Annotated in this window: 13 protein-coding genes and 1 tRNA gene; 3 read left to right on the top strand and 11 right to left on the bottom strand. The window is 70.1% G+C overall.

From position 1 onward, the window contains the following. The first annotated feature begins 34 nt into the window (after positions 1-34). Positions 35-880, top strand: coding sequence for an Fpg/Nei family DNA glycosylase (locus ACLZN2_RS10515; RefSeq protein ID WP_416978106.1), 846 nt, complete (start codon positions 35-37; stop codon positions 878-880). Between the two features lie 44 nt (positions 881-924). Beyond that, positions 925-1,689: an SDR family NAD(P)-dependent oxidoreductase gene (locus tag ACLZN2_RS10510; RefSeq protein WP_416978105.1), complete on the top strand. Its 765-nt coding sequence runs from the start codon at positions 925-927 to the stop codon at positions 1,687-1,689. A 402-nt stretch (positions 1,690-2,091) separates the two neighbouring features. Here ACLZN2_RS10510 and ACLZN2_RS10505 read toward each other — a convergent pair whose 3' ends face one another. The 9 genes from ACLZN2_RS10505 to ACLZN2_RS10465 form a co-directional block, all read right to left on the bottom strand. Next, the gene (locus ACLZN2_RS10505) at positions 2,092-2,562 is read right to left on the bottom strand and encodes a Dps family protein (protein WP_416978252.1); all 471 of its coding nucleotides are present in this window, start codon (positions 2,560-2,562) and stop codon (positions 2,092-2,094) included. Positions 2,563-2,741: 179 nt separating this feature from the next. Continuing rightward, positions 2,742-3,122, bottom strand: coding sequence for a helix-turn-helix domain-containing protein (locus tag ACLZN2_RS10500; protein WP_015657463.1), 381 nt, complete (start codon positions 3,120-3,122; stop codon positions 2,742-2,744). 109 nt (positions 3,123-3,231) lie between these two features. Beyond that, positions 3,232-3,777 carry a CinA family protein gene (locus tag ACLZN2_RS10495; RefSeq protein ID WP_416978104.1) on the bottom strand — a complete coding sequence of 182 codons (546 nt, stop codon included), beginning with the start codon at positions 3,775-3,777 and terminating at the stop codon, positions 3,232-3,234. Next, positions 3,774-4,592, bottom strand: a complete 819-nt coding sequence (gene pgsA / locus ACLZN2_RS10490) for a CDP-diacylglycerol--glycerol-3-phosphate 3-phosphatidyltransferase (protein ID WP_416978103.1) — start codon at positions 4,590-4,592, stop codon at positions 3,774-3,776. The genes ACLZN2_RS10495 and pgsA overlap by 4 nt, the downstream gene beginning before the upstream one ends. Continuing rightward, positions 4,589-6,058 carry a 30S ribosomal protein S12 methylthiotransferase RimO gene (rimO, locus tag ACLZN2_RS10485; RefSeq protein ID WP_416978102.1) on the bottom strand — a complete coding sequence of 490 codons (1,470 nt, stop codon included), beginning with the start codon at positions 6,056-6,058 and terminating at the stop codon, positions 4,589-4,591. The genes pgsA and rimO overlap by 4 nt, the downstream gene beginning before the upstream one ends. A 92-nt stretch (positions 6,059-6,150) precedes the next feature. Further along, entirely contained in the window at positions 6,151-6,990 is an 840-nt protein-coding gene (locus ACLZN2_RS10480; RefSeq protein WP_416978101.1) for a helix-turn-helix domain-containing protein, read from the bottom strand. 256 nt (positions 6,991-7,246) lie between these two features. Continuing rightward, positions 7,247-9,967 carry a DNA translocase FtsK gene (locus ACLZN2_RS10475; RefSeq protein WP_416978100.1) on the bottom strand — a complete coding sequence of 907 codons (2,721 nt, stop codon included), beginning with the start codon at positions 9,965-9,967 and terminating at the stop codon, positions 7,247-7,249. A 224-nt stretch (positions 9,968-10,191) separates the two neighbouring features. Continuing rightward, on the bottom strand, positions 10,192-10,878 hold the full coding sequence (locus ACLZN2_RS10470) for a response regulator (protein ID WP_416978099.1): 687 nt from the start codon (positions 10,876-10,878) through the stop codon (positions 10,192-10,194). Between the two features lie 263 nt (positions 10,879-11,141). Further along, positions 11,142-16,586 (bottom strand): HAMP domain-containing protein, encoded by a 5,445-nt coding sequence (locus ACLZN2_RS10465; protein ID WP_416978098.1) that lies wholly within the window; start codon positions 16,584-16,586, stop codon positions 11,142-11,144. Positions 16,587-16,962: 376 nt separating this feature from the next. Here ACLZN2_RS10465 and ACLZN2_RS10460 point away from each other — a divergent pair, with 376 nt between their 5' ends. Next, positions 16,963-19,692 carry a SpoIIE family protein phosphatase gene (locus tag ACLZN2_RS10460; RefSeq protein WP_416978097.1) on the top strand — a complete coding sequence of 910 codons (2,730 nt, stop codon included), beginning with the start codon at positions 16,963-16,965 and terminating at the stop codon, positions 19,690-19,692. A 56-nt stretch (positions 19,693-19,748) separates the two neighbouring features. On the opposite strand, the gene ACLZN2_RS10455 is transcribed toward ACLZN2_RS10460, so the two are convergent. Together ACLZN2_RS10455 and ACLZN2_RS10450 are read right to left on the bottom strand one after the other, a co-directional pair. After that, a tRNA-Thr gene (locus ACLZN2_RS10455) sits at positions 19,749-19,821 on the bottom strand. 75 nt (positions 19,822-19,896) lie between these two features. Beyond that, the gene (locus ACLZN2_RS10450) at positions 19,897-20,559 is read right to left on the bottom strand and encodes a DegT/DnrJ/EryC1/StrS family aminotransferase (protein ID WP_416978251.1); all 663 of its coding nucleotides are present in this window, start codon (positions 20,557-20,559) and stop codon (positions 19,897-19,899) included. Positions 20,560-20,647: the final 88 nt, after the last annotated feature.

Here is a 20,647-nt window from a genome sequence, read left to right as displayed (position 1 = left end):
TCAGCCCCCACAAGCGATCTGCCACCCTTGACCCATGCCCGAAGGCGACACGGTCTGGCAGACGGCGAAGCGACTGCACGGCGCTCTCGCGGGCAAGGTGCTGACCTCGAGCGACTTCCGGGTGCCGAAGTACGCCACGGTGGACCTGACCGGACGGCACGTACTGAGCACGACCCCGCGCGGCAAGCACCTGCTCACCCGGGTCGAGGGCGGACTGACCCTGCACACCCATCTGCGCATGGAGGGCGCCTGGAAGGTCTACGGCCACGGCGAGCGCTGGCAGGGCGGCCCGGCCCACCAGATCCGGGTGATCCTCGGCACCGAGGACCGCACCGCCGTCGGTTACCGCCTCCAGGTCATGGAACTGCTGCGCACCACCGAGGAGGAGCGCGTGGTCGGCCATCTCGGCCCCGACCTCCTCGGCCCGGACTGGAACCCAGGCCTCGCGCTGACGAACCTCGTCACCGACCCCGCGCGTCCCCTGGGCGAGGCCCTTCTCGACCAGCGCAATCTCGCCGGTATCGGCAACGTCTACAAGAGCGAGCTCTGCTTCCTGCTCGGCGTCACCCCCTGGCTCCCCGTCGGCGCGCTCCCCGCCGACCGCGCCGCGAAGCTGCCCGGACTCGCGCAGAGGCTGCTGGAGGTGAACCGCGACCGGGCGGTCCGCCAGACCACGGGCGTGCGCCACCAGGACCTGTTCGTCTACGGCCGCGCACCTCGCCCCTGCCTGCGCTGTCGCACCCCGGTCCGGGTGGCCGACCAGGGTGACGGATCGCGGGAACGCCCCACCTACTGGTGCCCGTCCTGCCAGAAGGGCCCCGCACCGGCGCCGGGTTCACCGCAGCGCCGGCGGGAGCGTTATCGCCGTACGACTCATTGACGAACTAATTGACGATCCGTCAGAAACACTCGTACCGTCCCCTCATGGCCGTGAAGGCGTACGACCTCACCGGACGCACCGCATTCGTCACCGGCGCCGCGAGCGGGATAGGCCGCGCCTGCGCCGTTCTGCTGGCCGAGGCCGGCGCCACCGTGCACGGCGCGGACCGTGACGCACAGGGCCTGCACGAGACTGCGACGCTGATCAAGGACCAGGGCGGCGCCGCCCTCACCCACCACCTGGACGTCACCGACCGCGCCCAGGTCCGCCGGGCCGTGGAATCCTGCGAGCGCCTGGACGTGATGGCCGCCGTCGCCGGGATCATGCACAGCAGTCCCGTCCTGGAGACCCGTGACGAGGATCTCGACCGGGTTCTGGCCGTCAACTTCAGGGGCGTGCTGTACGCCTGTCAGGAGGCCGCCCGGCTGATGCTCGCGCAGGGCACCGGCGGCAGCATCGTCACCATGGCCTCGGGCGCCGTGGACACCGGCGGCCCCGGACTGCTCTGCTACGGCGCCGCGAAGGCGGCCGTGGTCCAGCTGACGAAGACGCTGGCGACCGAGGTCGGCCAACACGGCATCCGCGTCAACGCCGTCGCCCCGGGCTGGATCCGCACACCCATGACCGATCGCCACGATCCCGGCGCACAGGCGCACACCGAGGCGCTCATGGCCCGTATGTCGCCCCTGGGCCGCGTCGGCGAACCGGAGGACATCGCCCACGCGGTCCTCCACCTGGCGTCCGACGCGTCCGCCTTCACCACGGGCCAGATCCTCCGCCCGAACGGCGGCGTGGCCATGCCCTGGTAACCCCCTCACCACGCCCGCCGGCCTCGGCTCCAGCCTCACCAGCCCGCGTCCCAACCGTTCCAGCCCCACCAAGCCCGTCGGCTTCCGCGCCAGTTTCCGCCCCGGGCTCCGGCCGGGACATCCCCCCAGGCCCCCGTTCCCGCCAGGCTGCCCGCCACCGCCCCGCCGCGACCGCCCCCACGGCCCGTCCCTTGGCCACGCAGTGCACGGGCAGCAGGCTCAGCCCCCATCCGCCGGCCGCGAGCGCTCCCTCCAGTGCCCCGGCGCCCGGTGCCAGCGCGAGCCTGACCACGGCCCACCACCACACGGCACCGAGCCCGAACAGCACCACCTCCCCGCGCACTCCGCGGTCCGCCATGGCCCTCCCGCCCGGATCATCCGCCGTGGCTCTCCCGCCCGGGATCAGACGTTCTCCGCCTGGAACATCCAGTGGTGCTTCTCGAGATCCGCCGTGATCCCGATGAAGATGTCCTGGCTGACGGGGTCCGGGTGTTCGGTCGCCGCGACGCGCTCCCGCATCCGGGTGATGGCCGCGCCCAGCGCCGCCACCAGCGCGCCGACCGCGTCGGTGTCCTTGATCCAGCCGTCCGGCACCGTGCCGAGTCCGCTGCCGGTCGAGACCGTCGCCGCCCGGCCGTCCGGCGAGACGCCGAGCGCGGAGGCCCGCTCCGCGACGGTGTCGGAGTGGGTGCGGGCGACGGCCACGACCTCGTCCAGCTGGAGGTGGATGGACCGGAACCGGGACCCGACGACGTTCCAGTGGACCTGTTTGGCGAGCAACGACAGATCGATCAGGTCGACGAGCGCGCCCTGCAGCGCCTCGCCGACGGTCTTCAGGTCGGAGTCGGACAGCGGGCTCTTCACGACGTACATCCCTACCTCCGGTGTGTAGCGGCCGTCGTGCCTCTTCACGATGACCGCAGTACCCCGGATGGGCAAACCGACGCGATGGATGCGAAAAACCCCGACCGCACTCCCCCGGGATCTCCCCGGAGAAGCCCCGGCCGGGGCCTCACACACACGTAGGCGCTCAAGCGCCCACGCAGATGAACCTATGCGGCGACCACGTCCACCGCCTCGGCGGGTGCCTTGATGGTCACCCGCTCCGGCGGCACACCGGTCACCGATACGGAACCCAGCATCGGACGCACCGACGTGGGCACAGGCTCGCTGGGGGTGGCCGCAGCAGACTGGGCCAGCTCGGCGAGGGCGAGCTCGTCGCTCACTTCCCGCATGAGCTCGGACATCCGTACGTCCAGCGCGTCGCAGATGGCGGAGAGCAGCTCGGAGGAGGCCTCCTTCTGCCCCCGCTCCACCTCGGAGAGATAGCCGAGTGAGACTCGGGCGGACGAGGAGACTTCGCGCAGAGTACGGCCCTGGCGCTGGCGCTGCCGACGCAGCACGTCACCCAGCAGGCGACGGAGCAGAATCATCGGTGGCTCCCTCCTCGGACCGCGTAGCCGCATCCTTCACGCCCCACCGTACCGCCTTGCGCTGCGGCCGTGCGGGGAGCGATGTCGTGTTCACTCAGGGCTGCAAACATCAAAACCCCCCGTTCTGTTCCGTATCCTGTGCCCGCTCGTTCCCGGTGTGTTCGCCCGCAAGCTCTGTCAGAAGCAGTGCGAGCACGCTCCGTACACTCTCTCTACGAATTTCCTCGCGGTCGCCGTTCAACCGCAGGGCCTCCACTTTTCCGCCAGGGGCGGAACCGGATTCCGGGCCGAACGGGCCGTCGACGGCCACGAAGACCGTCCCGACGGGCTGCCCGTCCTGCGGGTCGGGGCCGGCGACCCCGGTGGTCGCGACGCCCCAGTCGGCCCCCAGCGCCTTGCGCACTCCGGCGGCCATCTGCCCCGCGACCTGCGGATCCACCGCGCCACGGGCGGCCAGCAGAGCCTCGTCCACACCGAGCAGTTCACGCTTGAGGTCGGTGGCGTAAGCCGTGACCGAGCCCCGGAAGACCTTGGACGCCCCGGGCACCGATGTGATCTCCGCCGCGACCAGACCACCGGTCAGTGATTCGGCCACAGCGAGCGTGCCACCCTTCACCGTGAGTAGTCGCACCACGTCGGCGGCCGTGGAATTCACGCTTCCGTCTCCTCCGACGCGGCCTCACGCGCGGCGATTCCCTGCCGGCGCAGCACAATGGCCTGTCTCACATAGTCGAGTCCGGTCACCACGGTCAGGACGACCGCCGCAGCCATCACCCACCACCTCAGAGTGGCCAGCCACCCCGTCAGCGCCAGGACGTACATCCCGACGGCCACGCCCTGGGTGAGCGTCTTGAGCTTGCCGCCCCGGCTCGCCGGGATCACTCCGTACCGGATGACGATAAAACGCAGGAGGGTGACCCCGAGTTCCCGGCCGAGGATCACGATCGTCACCCACCACGGCAGGTCGCCGAGCGCGGAGAGGCAGATCAGCGCCGCTCCCATGATCGCCTTGTCGGCGATGGGGTCGGCGATCTTCCCGAAGTCGGTGACGAGGTTGTACGTACGCGCCAGGTGCCCGTCGAACAGGTCGGTGATCATGGCGATGGCGAAGGCCGCCCAGGCGAGCGACCGCCACGCCGGGTCGTAGCCGCCGTCCGCCAGCATGAGCGCGACGAAGCCGGGCACGAGGATCAGCCGGAGCATCGTCAGCAGATTGGCGATGTTCCAGACACTCGCCTGGTTGACCGCAGCGGCGGCCAGCTTGCCGCCGCGCGGCCCTCTGCCCGCGGCCCCGGCACCCTGCGTCCCGTCCTCGGCGGAGGCGGGGTCGACGGCACCCGCGGCGGCGGTTGGTTCGAGGGCGGACACGTCCGCGGCGGCGGTCCCCTTCGCCTGGTGAGCCTGGTGAGACTGCTGCGCCTGCTTCGCCCGCGAGGAGCCGCCCGCGGCCGATGCCGGAACACCCGTCATCTGCCCGCCTCCTCACTACACCCGAAAGAGCCCTGCAGGGGTTCGGCCACGAGGTCGACCCCTTCCGTGCCGACGACCTTCGCCTCGACCATACGGCCGACGGCCAGACCTTCGCCCGACGTGAGCAGCACCTGGCCGTCGGTCTCCGGCGCCTGGTGCGTCCCGCGGCCGTACACACCGTCCTCGTCCACGGACTCCACGAGCACGTGCACCGTCTCGCCCACGCGCTCCTCGGCCCGCTGCGAGACGAGTTCCTCGGCGAGGCGGGAGACATGGGCGAGCCGCTCGGCGACGACGTCCTCGTCGAGCTTGTTCTCGTACGTGGCGGCCTCGGTGCCCTCCTCGTCGGAGTACCCGAAGACACCGATGGCGTCCAGCCGCGCGCCGTTCAGGAACCGCTCGAGCTCGGCCAGGTCGGCCTCGGACTCCCCGGGGAAGCCGACGATGAAGTTGGAGCGCACGCCCGCCTGGGGAGCCTTGCCGCGGATCGTGTCGAGCAGTTCCAGGAACCGGTCGGTGTCGCCGAAGCGGCGCATCGCGCGCAGCACCCCGGGCGCGGAGTGCTGGAAGGACAGGTCGAAGTAGGGCGCGATCTTGGGCGTGGACGTCAGGACGTCGATGAGGCCCGGCCGCATCTCGGCGGGCTGGAGATAGCTGACCCGCACGCGCTCGAGGCCGTCGATGTCGGCGAGCTCGGGCAGCAGGGACTCCAGCAGCCGGATGTCGCCCAGGTCCTTGCCGTAGGACGTGTTGTTCTCGGAGACCAGCATGATCTCCTTGACGCCCTGTTCGGCCAGCCACCGTGACTCGTTCAGCACGTCGCTCGGCCGGCGGGAGATGAAGGAGCCCCGGAAGGAGGGGATGGCGCAGAAGGAGCAGCGCCGGTCGCAGCCGGAGGCGAGCTTCACCGAGGCGACGGGGGCGCCGTCGAGACGGCGGCGCAGGGGCGCACGCGGGCCGGACTGCGGGGCGAGGCCGTCGGGCAGGTCCACCGGCGCGCCGTGCCCGGGCAGCGCCACGTCGGTCGCGGACTGCCGCTCGGCCGGGCTGATCGGCAGCAGCTTGCGCCGGTCGCGCGGGGTGTGGGAGGCGTGGATGCCGCCGTTCAGGATGGTCTGGAGGCGGTCGGAGATGTCCGCGTAGTCATCGAAGCCGAGCACGCCGTCGGCCTCGGGGAGAGCCTCGGCGAGTTCCTTGCCGTACCGCTCGGCCATGCAGCCCACCGCCACGACGGCCTGGGTTCTGCCGTGGCCCTTGAGGTCGTTGGCCTCGAGGAGGGCGTCGACGGAGTCCTTCTTGGCGGCCTCGACGAAGCCACAGGTGTTGACGACGGCGACGTCCGCGTCCTCGGCGTCCTCCACGAGCTGCCAGCCGTCCGCCTCCAAACGGCCTGCGAGCTCCTCCGAGTCCACCTCGTTACGGGCGCAGCCAAGGGTGACGAGTGCGACGGTACGGCGTTCAGGCATGGGCTCAAGACTACTTTGTCCCACCGACAGTGAACGTCGACGGGGTTGGCGATCATGGCCAACCCCGTCGACTCACACGGATCTCTCAGGCCTCACCCGGCCTGCGGGTCGCCCTTGGTGTACGTGAGGCGTTCCACGGCGCCGGGCTGGAAGTTGTCGTCGATCTTCTTGCCGTTGACGAACAGGTCGATCGCCCCGGCGTCGCCGAGGACGAGGTTGATCTTCTCGCTGTCCTGGAAGGTCTTGGAGTCGCCCTGCTTGAGGAGTCCGTCGAACAGCAGCCGGCCGTTGTGGTCCTTGGCGGAGATCCAGCTGCGGCCGTCGGTCGCGCTGACCTGGACGGTCACCTTGTCCTGGGGAGCCGCGGCGATGGCGCTGTCGGAGGGCTCGGGCGTCTCGTCGACGGTCTTCTCGGCCTTGGGGGTCGGCGAGGCGGTGGTGCCGGCCGTGGGCGTGGTGCCCTCGGCGACGGTGCTCCTGGTGCCGCCCTCGTCGCCGCCCTTGAACGCGGTGAAGCCGACGAAGCCGACCACGGCGACGATCGCGGCGACCATGGCCGCCGTCCAGTTCGGTCCGCGCCGTTCGGGACGGATGCGTTCCGCCTCGAACATCGGGGCGGCAGGCGTCGGCGCGGGACGGCCGCCGTGACTGGCGTCGTACTGTTCGATCAGCGGCGCGGGGTCGAGCCGGACGGCGCGGGCCAGGGTCCGGATGTGCCCGCGCGCGTAGACGTCACCGCCGCAGGGGGCGAAGTCGTCCGACTCGATGGCACGGATGATGGTGATGCGGACCCGGGTGGCGGTACTGACGTCGTCTACGGTCAGCCCGGCGTTGATCCGCGCCTGGCGCAGGGCACGACCGATGGAGAAGGGGGCTTCCTCGGACGGGTCTTCGAACGGACGCTCGTCTTCAGGGGAGTTGCCGATGGACACGGGGGCGCCTTTCGAGCGTGTAGCCACCTGTGCTGGAAGTTCAGTCTAGGGGGGGTGCCAAAGGGAGGGGCAACCGGACGGTACGACTTTGTACGCCATCGGAATGGCCGGTCACGCCGATGACGGCGGCCAGGCACGACCCTCCGTTGAAAGTCGTACCTGTCCTCTCGCTCAACTGGACGTACGTCAAAGGGAAACGGTTGCCCTGCGGTTTCTAACGGGTGAGTCACGGACACCCGGCATCCCGACGGGACGCCTACCCCGCGGACTCCCCCCGAATCACCGCGAGCACGCCGTCCAGTTCGTCGGGCTTCACAAGAACGTCACGGGCCTTCGAACCCTCGCTCGGCCCGACGATGTTCCGCGACTCCATGAGATCCATCAGCCGGCCCGCCTTGGCGAAGCCGACGCGCAGTTTGCGCTGGAGCATCGAGGTCGAGCCGAACTGGGTGGAGACGACGAGTTCGGCCGCCTGGCACAGCAGGTCGAGGTCGTCGCCGATGTCCTCGTCGACCTCCTTCTTCTGCTTGGTGCCCACGACGACGTCGTCCCGGAAGACGGGCGCCATCTGGTCCTTGCAGTGCTGCACGACGGCGGCGACCTCGGCCTCGGTCACGAAGGCGCCCTGCATACGGGTCGGCTTGTTGGCGCCCATCGGCAGGAACAGTCCGTCGCCCTTGCCGATCAGCTTCTCGGCGCCCGGCTGGTCGAGGATGACCCGGGAATCGGCGAGCGAGGACGTGGCGAAGGCGAGCCTCGAGGGCACGTTGGCCTTGATCAGACCGGTGACGACGTCGACCGAGGGCCGCTGGGTGGCGAGCACCAGATGGATGCCGGCCGCGCGCGCGAGCTGCGTGATCCGCACGATCGCGTCCTCGACGTCCCGCGGGGCGACCATCATCAGGTCGGCGAGCTCGTCGACGATCACCAGCAGATACGGGTACGGCTGGAGCTCGCGCTCGCTGCCCTCGGGCGCCTTGACCTTGCCGTTCCTTATGGCCTCGTTGAAGTCGTCGATGTGCCGGAAGCCGTACGCGGCGAGGTCGTCGTAGCGCAGGTCCATCTCGCGTACGACCCACTGCAGCGCCTCGGCGGCCCGCTTCGGGTTGGTGATGATCGGCGTGATCAGGTGCGGGATGCCCTCGTACGCGGTCAGCTCGACGCGCTTGGGGTCGACGAGGACCATCCGCACGTCCTCGGGAGTCGCACGGACCATGATTGACGTAATGAGGCAGTTAATGCACGACGATTTACCGGAACCGGTGGCTCCGGCGACGAGGATGTGCGGCATCTTCGCCAGATTGGCCATCACATAGCCGCCCTCGACGTCCTTGCCGAGCGCGACCAGCATCGGATGGTCGTCCTCGGCGGCGTCGGCGAGCCGCAGCACGTCCCCGAGGTTGACCATCTCCCGGTCGGTGTTGGGGATCTCGATGCCGACCGCCGACTTGCCGGGGATCGGGCTGATGATCCGCACGTCCGGGCTGGCGACGGCGTACGCGATGTTCTTGGTGAGCGCGGTGATCCGCTCGACCTTCACGGCGGGGCCGAGCTCGACCTCGTAGCGGGTGACCGTCGGCCCGCGCGTGAAGCCGGTGACGGCGGCGTCGACCTTGAACTCGGTGAAGACGTTCGTCAGTGAGGCGACGACGGCGTCGTTGGCCGCGCTGCGCGCCTTGCCGGGGCCGCCGCGCTCCAGGAGGTCCAGCAAGGGCAGCGAGTAGGTGATGTCGCCGGAGAGCTGGAGCTGCTCGGCGCGCGGCGGCAGGTCGCGGATCTCCTCCGGCGGCGCCTTGGTCAGGTCGGGGACGGCCCCGCCCTTGAGCTTCTCCTGCTTGGGCCGCGCGGCCGGGACCGGCGTCGGCGTGGTGGCCTCGCGGTCGCCGACCCGCACGCCCTGGGTGAGGTCGGCGACGATCGGCGAGGGCGGCAGGCCGTGCATGACGACACCGTCTAGGTCGGCCGCGGCGGCCGCCGCGATGTCCACGGCGTCGAGCTCACGGTCCATCGCGGGCTGCGGCACGGCCGAGCGCCGGGGCCGGCCGCGGCGCTCGGACAGCGCCTCCTGCTCGGCGCCGTCGGGGTCGTACGCCCGAGGGCCGCCCGAGCGGCGGCGGGGGCGTCCGGGCAGTGCCTCGCGCCACTGCTCGTCGTAGCGCGCGTCGTCGTCGGAGAGCTCGTCGCGTCCGTCCGCGTCGGGGTCGTCCAGCACACCGAGGCGCACCCCGAGCTGGCGCAGCCGCTGCGGGATCGCGTTGACCGGGGTGGCCGTGACCACCAGCAGTCCGAAGACCGTGAGCAGCACGAGCAGTGGTACGGCGAGCACCTCGCCCATGCTGTACGTCAGCGGGGTCGCCGCGCCCCAGCCGATGAGACCGCCGGCGTCCCTTATCGCCTGCATGCCGTCGCTGCGGGCGGGCGAGCCGCAGGCGATGTGGACCTGGCCGAGGACGCCGATGACCAGCGCGGACAGACCGATCACGATGCGGCCGTTGGCGTCGGGCTGCTCGGGGTGGCGGATGAAGCGCACGGCGATGACCGCGAGCAGGATCGGCACCAGCAGGTCGAGCCGGCCGAAGGAGCCGGTGACGAGGATCTCGACCAGGTCGCCGACGGGGCCCTTGAGGTCGGCCCAGGTGCCCGCCGCGACGATCAGCGCGACGCCGAGCAGCAGCAGGGCGACGCCGTCCTTGCGGTGGGCGGGGTCGAGGTTCTTCGCGCCGTTCCCTATCCCCCGGAACACCGCGCCGACGGCGTGCGCCAGGCCCAGCCAGAGGGCGCGCACGAGCCGGTAGATGCCCCCGGTGGGGCTGGGCGCCGGCTTGGGCGCCGGGGCCGCCTTCTTGGCCGCGGCCTTCTTGGCGGGCGCCTTCTTCGCCGGGGCCTTTTTCGCAGCGGCCTTCTTCGCCGGAGCCTTCGCGGGAGCAGCCGCCTTCTTGGCGGGCTGCTTCTTGGCTGCGGAGGGACGTGAGGCCATGGGTGTGAGGTTACCGGGGGAGACGACAGGGGACACGTGCGCCCACTGCTTCACCCGTTCGTGTCGGGCTTGCGCAGGCGCGGAGCTGACGCTTCCGCGTGTCGGGGGCGGGAAGCCGGCGCATCCGCCCCCTGACGGCGTGGAACTGACCCCGGCTCACGCCCAACTGCTCCCGCCCCTCGGCCCAGTTCCGGAAACGACGGCTCGCTTCCGGAAACAACAGCTCAGTTCTGGGACGGCACCGAGGCGGCGCCATTGCCCGCGCCCGGCTCCAGGGCGTCCAGCGCCCGGCGCAGGCCGGTGAGTTTGCGCTCCAGATGCGCCGCCGTGGCCACCGCCGCCGCGTCCGCCGACTCGTCGTCGAGCTGCTTGGACAGCGCCTCCGCCTGCTCCTCGACGGCCGCGAGCCGCGCGGACAGTTCGGCCAGCAGCCCGGCCGACTCCTTGGCGCCGCCGCCCGCCGCGGCCTTGCCGCCACCCTCCAACTGGAGCCGCAGCAGCGCCGCCTGCTCCCTCAGCTGGCAGTTCTTCATGTACAGCTCGACGAACACGGAGACCTTCGCGCGCAGCACCCACGGGTCGAACGGCTTGGAGATGTAGTCCACCGCGCCGGCCGCGTACCCCCGGAAGGTGTGGTGCGGGCCGTGGTTGATCGCCGTGAGGAAGATGATCGGGATGTCCCTGGTGCGCTCTCGCCGCTTGATGTGCGCGGCTGTTTCGAAACCGTCCATTCCCGGCATCTGGACGTCCAGCAGAATGACCGCGAAGTCGTCCGTCAGCAGTGCTTTGAGCGCCTCCTCCCCGGACGATGCCCGCACCAGCGTCTGATCGAGCGCCGAGAGGATCGCCTCCAGCGCCAGCAGATTCTCCGGCCGGTCATCGACCAGGAGGATCTTGGCCTTCTGCACCATGGCCCGCCCTCCTCGCCCCGGCAGTGCACCGGGCGCCGCCCCTGGGGACGACTCCTTTGCGCCGCCCTTCCTTGTGCCGGTCATGGTAGCCGCACCCCGACCGTCGCCACACCCTGTCACCGTGATGTCACTGTGCACGTAGCAGGAACGCGGCAGGAGACCAGAAGGTTCCCCGATTCGCGCCCCGCTACACGACCCCGGCACGCCCTCGGCCGACGACTCCTCACATCTTCCGCCGCATCCCGTCACACGAGCCGATCCGGTCACACCCCGCGCATCCACTGCTCCATCACCGACAGCAGATGATCGGGATCGACCGGCTTCGTGACGTAGTCGGAAGCACCCGACTCGATCGCCTTCTCCCGGTCGCCCTTCATCGCCTTCGCCGTCAGCGCGATGATCGGCAGACCGGAGAACTGCGGCATCCGGCGGATCGCCGTCGTCGTCGCGTAGCCGTCCATCTCGGGCATCATGATGTCCATCAGGACGACCGCCACGTCGTCGTGCTGCTCCAGGACCTCGATGCCCTCGCGGCCGTTCTCCGCGTACAGCACGGACAGACCGTGCTGCTCCAGGACGCTGGTCAGCGCGAACACATTGCGGATGTCGTCGTCGACGATCAGCACCTTCTCACCGCCGAAGCGGATGCCCCGCGGCCCCTGCGGCACCGGCCACTGCGCCGCCTCCCCGACCCGCTCGCCGCCGTTCGACGAACGCCGCCGGCGCCGGAAGAGAGCGGCCGCCCCGTTCTGGGTCTCCTGGTACGACTTCACCTCGGCAGGCGTCACGATCTCCGCCTCGGCCAGCTCCGACAGCTCGATCGCCCCGTTCTCCGAGGCCACCAGGTCACCCGCCTCCAGCGCGGACACCCCCTGGTGGTAGCCCTGCGGAGGCAGCTCACTGGGGTGCAGCGGCAGATACAGCGTGAACGTCGAGCCACGGCCCGGCTCACTCTGCGCGTGGATCTCACCGCCGAGCAACTGCGCGATCTCGCGCGAGATCGACAGCCCCAGCCCCGTACCGCCGTACTTGCGGCTGGTCGTACCGTCCGCCTGCTTGAACGCCTCGAAGATCACCCGCATCTTGCTCGCCGCGATCCCGATACCGGTGTCGGTCACCGAGAAGGCGATCAGCGGCGCGTCCGCGTCCGCCAGCGAACCGGCCTCCAGCAACTGCTCCCGGATCGCCACCGGCACATCCGCCCCGGCCGGCCGCATGACCAGCTCCACCGACCCCGAGTCGGTGAACTTCACCGCGTTCGCCAACAGGTTGCGCAGCACCTGCAGCAACCGCTGCTCGTCCGTGTGCAGCGTGGCCGGCAGCTCCGGCGACACCCGCACGGACAGGTCGAGGCCCTTCTCCGCGGTCAACGGCCGGAAGGTGGCCTCCACATAGTCCACGAGCTGCACGAGCGCGATCCGGGTCGGCGAGACGTCCATCTTGCCCGCGTCGACCTTCGACAGGTCCAGGATGTCGTTGATGAGCTGGAGCAGGTCCGAGCCCGCCCCGTGGATCGTCTCGGCGAACTCCACCTGCTTCGGCGACAGATTGCCCTCCGAGTTGTCCGCGAGCAGCTTGGCCAGGATCAGCAGCGAGTTCAGCGGCGTACGCAGCTCGTGCGACATGTTCGCGAGGAACTCGCTCTTGTAGCGCATCGACACCGCGAGTTGCTCGGCGCGCTCCTCCAGGACCTGCCGCGCCTCCTCGATCTCGGTGTTCTTCACCTCGATGTCGCGGTTCTGCTGGGCCAGCAGCTCGGCCTTCTCCTCCAGTTCGGCGTTGGACGCCTGGAGGGCCTTCTGCCGCTGCTCCAACTCCGCCGACCGCTCCCGCAGTTGCTCGGTCAGCTCCTGCGACTGCTTCAGGAGCAGCTCCGTCTTGGTGTTGACGGAGATCGTGTTGACGCTGGTCGCGATCATCTCGGCGAGCTGGTTGAGGAAATCCTTCTGGATCTGGGTGAAGGGTGCGAAGGCCGCCAGCTCGATCACCCCGAGCACCTTGCCCTCGAACAGCACCGGCAGCACGATCACCTGGGCGGGCGGCGCCTCGCCGAGCCCGGAGGAGATCTTCAGATAGCCGCTCGGCGCGTTCTCCACCAGGATCGTGCGCTTCTCCTCGGCGGCCGTCCCCACCAGCGCCTCACCCGGCCGGAACGATGTCGGCATCGACCCCATCGAGTAGCCGTACGACCCCAGCATCCGCAGCTCGTACGGATCGTCCATGCCCTCGGGCGACGGCATCGCCAGGAAGAACGCGCCGTGCTGCGCGGCCACCAGCGGCGGCAGCTCGCTCATGATCAGCGAGGCCACGTCCTCCAGATCGCGCCGCCCCTGCATGAGCGCCGACACGCGCGCGAGGTTGCCCTTGAGCCAGTCCTGCTCCTTGTTGGCGATCGTGGTGTCGCGCAGGTTGGCGATCATCTTGTTGATGTAGGCCTGCAGCTCCTGGATCTCGCCGGCCGCGTCCACGTCCAGCTTCAGGTTCAGGTCCCCCCGGGTCACCGCGGTCGCCGCACGCGCGATGGCACGCACCTGCCGGGTCAGGTTCCCGGCCATCTCGTTCACGGACTCCGTCAGGTCCCGCCAGGTGCCGTCGACGTCACGCACGCGTGCCTGACCGCCGAGCTGCCCCTCCGTACCCACCTCACGCGCGACGCGGGTGACCTCCTCGGCGAAGGACGACAGCTGGTCGACCATCGTGTTGATGGTCGTCTTCAGCTCGAGGATCTCCCCGCGCGCGTCGATGTCGATCTTCTTCGTCAGGTCACCCTTGGCGATGGCCGTCGTGACCATGGCGATGTTGCGCACCTGCCCGGTCAGGTTGGACGCCATACCGTTCACGGAGTCGGTGAGGTCCTTCCACGTACCCGCCACACCCGGTACGTGTGCCTGACCGCCGAGGATGCCGTCCGTACCCACCTCACGGGCCACCTTGGTGACCTGCTCGGCGAACGAGCTCAGCGTCTTCACCATGGTGTTGATGGTGTCGGCGAGCTGCTGGACCTCGCCGCGCGCCTCGATCGTCACCGTCCGCGTCAGATCGCCGTTGGCGACGGCCGCCGCGACCTGCGAGATGTTGCGCACCTGCATGGTCAGGTTCTTGGCCATCAGGTTCACATTGCCGCTGAGGTCCTTCCAGATGCCCGTGATCCCCGGAACGTGCGCCTGGCTGCCCAGGATGCCCTCGGTGCCCACCTCACGGGCCACCCGGTTCACCTGCTCGGCGAAGGACGACAGCTGGTCCACCATCGTGTTGACGGTGGTGACGAGTTCGAGGATCTCGCCCTTGGCGTCGACGGTGATCTTCTTCGACAGGTCACCCTTGGCGACCGCGGTGGTGACCTCGGCGATCTGGCGCACCTGGATGGTCAGGTTGTTCGCCATGAAGTTCACCGACTGGGTGAGGTCCTTCCAGGTGCCGGAGACCCCCTGCACCTCGGCCTGACCGCCGAGCTGCCCCTCCGTGCCGACCTCACGGGCAACCCTGGTGACCTCCTGGGCGAAGGACGACAGCTGGTCGACCATCGTGTTCAGGGTGTTCTTCAGCTCCAGGATCTCCCCGCGCGCGTCCACGGTGATCTTCTGCGACAGGTCACCGCGCGCGACCGCCGTGGCGACCTGCGCGATGTTGCGCACCTGGGCGGTGAGGTTTCCCGCCATTCCGTTCACGGAGTCGGTCAGGTCCCGCCACACACCGGCCACACCCGGCACCTGCGCCTGACCACCGAGGCGGCCCTCGGTACCCACGTCCCGCGACACCCGGGTCACCTGGTCCGCGAACGCGGAGAGCTGGTCGACCATCGTGTTGATGGTGTTCTTCAGCTCCAGGATCTCCCCGCGCGCGTCCACGTCGATCTTCTGCGACAGGTCACCGCGCGCCACGGCCGTCGTCACCTGCGCGATCTGCCTCACCTGAGAGGTGAGGTTGCCGGCCATGAAGTTGACGGAGTCCGTCAGTTCCCGCCACGTGCCCGAAACACCGTCCACGCGCGCCTGGCCGCCCAGACGGCCCTCGGTGCCCACGTCCCGCGCCATCCGCGTCACCTGATCGGCGAACGACGACAGTTGGTCCACCATCGTGTTCACGGTGTTCTTCAGCTGGAGCATCTCGCCGGAGACGTCGACGGTCACCTTCTGCGACAGATCGCCGTTGGCCACCGCCGTCGTCACCTGGGCGATGTTCCTCACCTGTCCGGTGAGATTCCGGAACGCCGTGTTGACGGAGTCCGTCAGGTCCTTCCACGTCCCCGCCGCGCCCGACACCTGCGCCTGGCCGCCCAGTTCACCCTCGACACCGATCTCCCGCGCCACACGCGTCACTTCGGCACCGAACGCCGACAACTGGTCCACCATCCCGTTGACGGTGTTCTTCAGCTCCAGCATCTCGCCGGCCACGTCCACCGTGACCTTTTGCGACAGATCACCGCTCGCCACGGCCGTCGTCACGGCCGCGATGTCCCTCACCTGGGTGGTGAGGTTGCGGAACACCGTGTTGACGGAGTCCGTCAGGTCCTTCCATGTCCCCGCCGCACCCGGCACGTTCGCCTGTCCGCCCAGCTGCCCCGCGGCACCCACCTCGTTGGCCACGCGCGTGACCTCGTCCGCGAAGATCCGCAGCGTCTCGGTCATCTGGTTGATCGTCTCGGCGAGCTGCGCGACCTCACCGCGCGCCGGAACCGTCACCTTCCGCGACAGATCACCACCCGCGACCGCCGTCGTGACCTCGGCGATCTGCCGCACCTGGGCCGTCAGATTGCCGGCCATGGTGTTCACCGAATCGGTGAGTTCCTTCCACACACCGTCGACACCCGACACCCGCGCCTGGCCGCCCAGCACGCCGTCGGTGCCCACCTCGCGGGCGACCCGGGTCACCTCGGACGAGAACGCCGACAGCTGGTCCACCATCGTGTTGACGGTGTTCTTCAGCTCGAGCATCTCGCCCTCGACGTGAACCGTCACCTTCCGCGACAGATCACCCTTGGCCACCGCCGTCGTCACCAGCGCGATGTCCCGCACCTGTGCCGTCAGCCGCTCCGCCATCGTGTTGACGGACTCGGTCAGGTCCTTCCACGAACCGGACATGCCCCGCACCTGCGCCTGGCCGCCCAGCTTGCCCTCGGTGCCCACCTCGCTGGCCACCCGCGTGACCTCGTCGGTGAACGTGGACAGCTGGTCGACCAGGTTGTTGACGGTCCGCCCGACCTTCAGGAACTCCCCGCGCAACGGCTGCCCCGCCGCCCCCTCGGGCGTCTGCGTCCGCAGCTCCATCCGGGGCGACAGATCACCCTCGGCCACCGCCGACAGCACCCGTCCCACCTCGGAAACCGGCCGTACGAGATCGTCGACCAGCGCGTTCGAGTGGTCGATGGCGGTCGCCCACGAGCCCTCACAGGCACCCGTCTCCAGCCGCTCGGTGAGCTTGCCCTCCCGGCCCACCATGCGACGTACGCGCGAAAGCTCACCCGTGAGGTGAAGATTCCGGTCCGCCACCTCGTTGAACACGGCCGCGATCTCCGACATCACACCGTCGCCGGACACCGTGAGCCGCTTGCGGAAGTTCCCGTCCCGCATGGACACCAGAGCCGCCAGCAGCCGCTCCAGGGCCGCCGTGTCCACCGTGGTGGTGCCACCGCGCGATGCGCGCCTGCTGAGGGACTGTCCGCCTTTCGCGCGCGCCTTAGTGCTCCGCGTCGCTGCGCCAGACTCCACTTGTCCCTCCCGCAGGGGTTCGACCGTTACGCTGTGCTGGGGTGTTACTACTCGCCGTTGCCGGTTACAGCAGGGTTTTCCGCCTGATCCAACCAGGCTGACCCGGGGGCTGCTGCCCCATGTACTCAGAAGACACCCAGTCTGCCCGGACCTTCACAAGAAGCTTGCCCAGTGTTTCACCCTCTCCGAACCCGGCCATAACAGTTCGGCAGCTTCGCACATCGTCCGCACACCCACGGGGCGGAAACACTGGTGACCGGCATCCGCACGGGCGGGGAAGGTAAGTAACCTTGCATGCGGCTGTCCAGCCGCGCCGGTCCGTCCGGCCTGGGCGGTGGCACGAGGCACGAGCGGGCATCGGAGGGGCGGCCGCAACATGACCACCGGACTGATCCCGGGGGGACAGCCCCCGGACCCCCAGCCGTCGGGCATGCGCCCGCCGCAGCAGCGGGGCGGCCAGGGATCCCCCCACGTCGACGACCGGACGAGGAGTTCCGTGATCACCGCGCGAGCGGCTGCCAGCTTCGAGCCCGTCGGGCGGTCCGTCGCGACCGCCCGCTCCTTCGTCCGCGACACCCTCCAGGGCTGGGGCTTCGCCGACATCGTCGACGACGCCGTGGTCCTCACGAGCGAACTGGTGACGAACGCCGTCGTCCACGCGGGCACCCACGCCGACGTCCTGTGTCTGCGTTCCGAGGACGGCGTACGTATCGAGGTCGCCGACCGCTACCCGGAGCGCGAGATCCCCCTCCAGGGCTCCCCCGCCACCATGGGCAGCCCCGACCGCGAGGGCGGCCGAGGCCTCCAGCTCTGCGCGGCCATCGCGGCCCGCTGGGGCGTCGAGTACACCTCCACCCACAAACAGGTCTGGTTCCAACTCGACCTCCCCGACCGCCCGGTGGGCACCCGCACCGCCGGCCCGTCCCTCCCCGCCGACCTCCTCCCGCTCGCCGACAGCCGCGTCCGCGTCGCGGTCGTCCAGATCGACCGCGTCGGCGCCATCTCCGCCTGGAACGAGGACGCCGAGGAACTCTTCGGGTACGCCGCCGACCAGGTCACCGGCAAACCCCTCACCGACCTCGCCGCCTGGCCGCACACCCCCGGCACCGGTACCGGCATCGCCGAGGCGCTCCAACTCTCCCGCTGGGAGGGCAGTTACGGCATCCGCGGCGTCAGCGGCCGCGTCACCCCCGTGTACGCCTCCCACCTTCGCGTCCGCGACACCGACGGCGAACCCTCCACGGTCTGCCTCCTGGTCCGCGACCACGAACGCGCCGTCCTGCAGACCCCGTCACGTCTGCCCGCCTCCGACTCGGCACCCGTGGACGGCCAGAGCGCGGACCCCTTCGAGGTCTTCATCGGTTCCCCCGCCCCGGACGACCTCGACGGCCTCCTCCAGCGCACCGTGGAACGCGCCCGCGACATGCTCGACGGCGACTCCGCCTTCCTGCTCCTCGCCACCGACGACGAGACCGAACTGGAGGTCCGCGCCTCCACCGGTCTGCCCTCGGCCCGCCAGCGCTTCGCCCGCGTGCCCGTCGAGGCGGGCCCCGGCCGCTACGGCTCGGCCCGTATGCCGGCCGTCCACGAGGACCTGTCGGCCGTCCCCGGTGTCGTCCCCCTGCTGAACGGCACGGGCATGCGCTCGGTCGTCACGGTCCCCCTGAAGGTGGAGGGCCGTCTCACGGGCTCCCTCGGCGTCGCGGCGGAGGCCCCGGGCCGCTACTCCAACGAGGAGGCCCTGCGCCTGCAGTTCGCGGCCGACCGCATCGCCCTCGCCGTCGAGTCGGCCCGCCTGGGCGAACTGGAACGCCTGCGCAGGGGCTCGCTCAGCTTCCTGGTCGAGGCCTCCGACCTCCTTGCCGGCACCCTCGACCGCGACCAGACCCTGGCCCTGATGGCCCAGATGACCGTCCCGACCCTGGCGACCTGGTGCGCGGTCTACACGATCGCCGACCAGGCCTCCGACCCGTTCCTGTCGTACGTCCTGCACGAGGACGAGGAACTCATCGACGGCATCAAGTCGTTGCTCTCCAAGATCGCCCCGCCGGACCCGGTACCGACCCCGGGCGCCCGCGTCTGGCCTGCCCCCGGCGAGGCCGCGCACGAGGCGGCCCTGCGCAGTTCCATGCGCAGCCTCGGCCTGACCGGCGGCCCCACCCACCAGGTGTCCTCCGGCATCGGCCCCACCCTCGCCACGGCCTCCGCGGTCGGCGGCGAGACGGTCGTCCTGCCCCTGGTGGCTCGCAACCGCGTCATCGGCATGCTGACCCTCGGCAAGCCCACCGACGAACACTTCCGCCAGGAGATCCTGGAACTCGCCGAGGACCTCAGCCGCCGGGCGGCTCTCGCCCTCGACAACGCCCGCCTGTACTCCGAGCGGACGGCCATCAGCCAGTCCCTCCAGCGCAGCCTCCTGCCCCCGGGGCTCCCCGACATCGACGGCGTCGAGGTCGACGTGATCTACCGCGCGGCCGGCGAGGGCAACGAGGTGGGAGGCGACTTCTACGACGTCTTCCCGATCAGCGACGGCGCCTACGGCTTCGCGATCGGCGACGTCTGCGGCACGGGCCCGCACGCGGCCGCCGTGACCGGCCTGGCCCGCCACGCCCTGCGCCTGCTGGCCCGCGAGGGCCTGAGCGGCCCGGCGGTCCTGGAGCGCCTCAACTCGGCCATCCTCGACGAGGGCGCCCGCAGCCGCTTCCTGACTCTCCTCTACGGTGAGATGCGCCCGCAGCCCGACGGCAGCGCGGAGCTGAAGGTGGTCTGCGCCGGCCACCCTCTCCCACTCCGGCTGCGCCAGGACGGCACGGTCGCGCCCGCCGCCGAGCCCCAGCCCCTCCTCGGCGTCATCGAGGACCTGGAGCTGTACGAGCAGACGTTCACCCTCGACCCGGGCGACGTCCTGCTCTGTGTCACGGACGGCGTCACGGAGCGCCGCGAGGGCACCCGCATGCTGGGCGACGACGGCCTCGCCGACGTCCTGTCCACCTGTACGGGTCTCACGGCCGGCGCGGTCGCGGCCCGCATCATGCGCGCGGTCGAACGCTTCGCCTCGGACGCCCCGTCCGACGACATGGCGATCCTGGCCATGCGGGTGGCATGAAGGGAAAAAGGCATGGGAAAAGCCCCCGCCCGAAAGGGCGGGGGCTTTCTCTGTTGAGCCCCCTAACGGAATCGAACCGTTGACCTTCTCCTTACCATGGAGACGCTCTGCCGACTGAGCTAAGGGGGCTGGTCGCTTTTCGAGGTTTCCCTCGCGGCAACGAAATAGAGCATACCCCGAACTGGCCGGTGTTCCCAAACTCGTTCAGAAGGCCGGCTGAAGCAGTCCGCCGAGCGCGTTGCACGCGGTCACGATGCGCTGCATATCCCGCTTCGTCAACGAAGCGTCCACCGGCAGAGCGAGGGTCTCGTCGGCGGCGAGTTCGGTCTCGGGCAACGACACGCACCGCCGGAACTCGGGCAGTCGGTGCAGCGGAGTCTTCACCGGCACCCGGCACTCAACTCCCCTCGCCCGCAGGGCCCGGGCGAAGGCGTCCCGGTCGGGCCGGCCGTTCCCCGGCACGCGCACGACGTACTGCTGGTAGGAGTGCCCGTCCCCACCGTCGGGTGTGCGCACCCCACGCAGCCGCGCATCGAGATAGGCCGCCCGCTCCCGCCGCCGCGCGATCTCGTCGTACGGCGCCTCGGACTCCGCCTGCTCCAGCACCAGCAGCCCGTGCCGCTGCCCGAGCCCGTGCAGCCGCGCCGCATCGGCCGGCCGCCCGAATCGGTGTACGACAACGAGGGCCGCCGTGCGCGGAGTTACGACCGCCTCGACAGCCGCCGCATCCAGGCAGTAGGTCACGGGATCCACGTCGGCGAACACCGGCAGCGCACCCGCGAGGGCGACCGCTCCGGCGACTTCGGCGTTCCCGAAGGCCGGCACGATGACCTCGTCCCCGACTCCGACGCCTGCGGCCCTGAGCATTGCAGCAGTACCCATGCCGTGGATGCTGCGGGCGGAAGTTGAACTTCAAGTGACGGCAAACAAAAAAGGGTTGGGGCCTGAACCGAAG

The sequence above is a fragment of the Streptomyces sp. T028 genome (genome assembly GCF_048159505.1).
Lineage (GTDB): Bacteria > Actinomycetota > Actinomycetes > Streptomycetales > Streptomycetaceae > Streptomyces.
The sequence above is the reverse complement of the archived record's forward strand: the minus strand, read 5'-3'. Positions and strand labels throughout refer to the sequence as shown.

Bases quoted from the DNA above. Each gene is read 5' to 3' on its own strand.
- ACLZN2_RS10515 (WP_416978106.1), top strand. From the start codon at position 35: ATGCCCGAAGGCGACACGGTCTGGCAGACGGCGAAGCGACTGCACGGC.
- ACLZN2_RS10510 (WP_416978105.1), top strand. From the start codon at position 925: ATGGCCGTGAAGGCGTACGACCTCACCGGACGCACCGCATTCGTCACC.
- ACLZN2_RS10505 (WP_416978252.1), bottom strand. From the start codon at position 2,562: ATGTACGTCGTGAAGAGCCCGCTGTCCGACTCCGACCTGAAGACCGTC.
- ACLZN2_RS10500 (WP_015657463.1), bottom strand. From the start codon at position 3,122: ATGATTCTGCTCCGTCGCCTGCTGGGTGACGTGCTGCGTCGGCAGCGC.
- pgsA (WP_416978103.1), bottom strand. From the start codon at position 4,592: ATGACGGGTGTTCCGGCATCGGCCGCGGGCGGCTCCTCGCGGGCGAAG.
- rimO (WP_416978102.1), bottom strand. From the start codon at position 6,058: ATGCCTGAACGCCGTACCGTCGCACTCGTCACCCTTGGCTGCGCCCGT.
- ACLZN2_RS10475 (WP_416978100.1), bottom strand. From the start codon at position 9,967: ATGGCCTCACGTCCCTCCGCAGCCAAGAAGCAGCCCGCCAAGAAGGCG.
- ACLZN2_RS10470 (WP_416978099.1), bottom strand. From the start codon at position 10,878: ATGGTGCAGAAGGCCAAGATCCTCCTGGTCGATGACCGGCCGGAGAAT.
- ACLZN2_RS10460 (WP_416978097.1), top strand. From the start codon at position 16,963: ATGACCACCGGACTGATCCCGGGGGGACAGCCCCCGGACCCCCAGCCG.
- ACLZN2_RS10450 (WP_416978251.1), bottom strand. From the start codon at position 20,559: ATGCTCAGGGCCGCAGGCGTCGGAGTCGGGGACGAGGTCATCGTGCCG.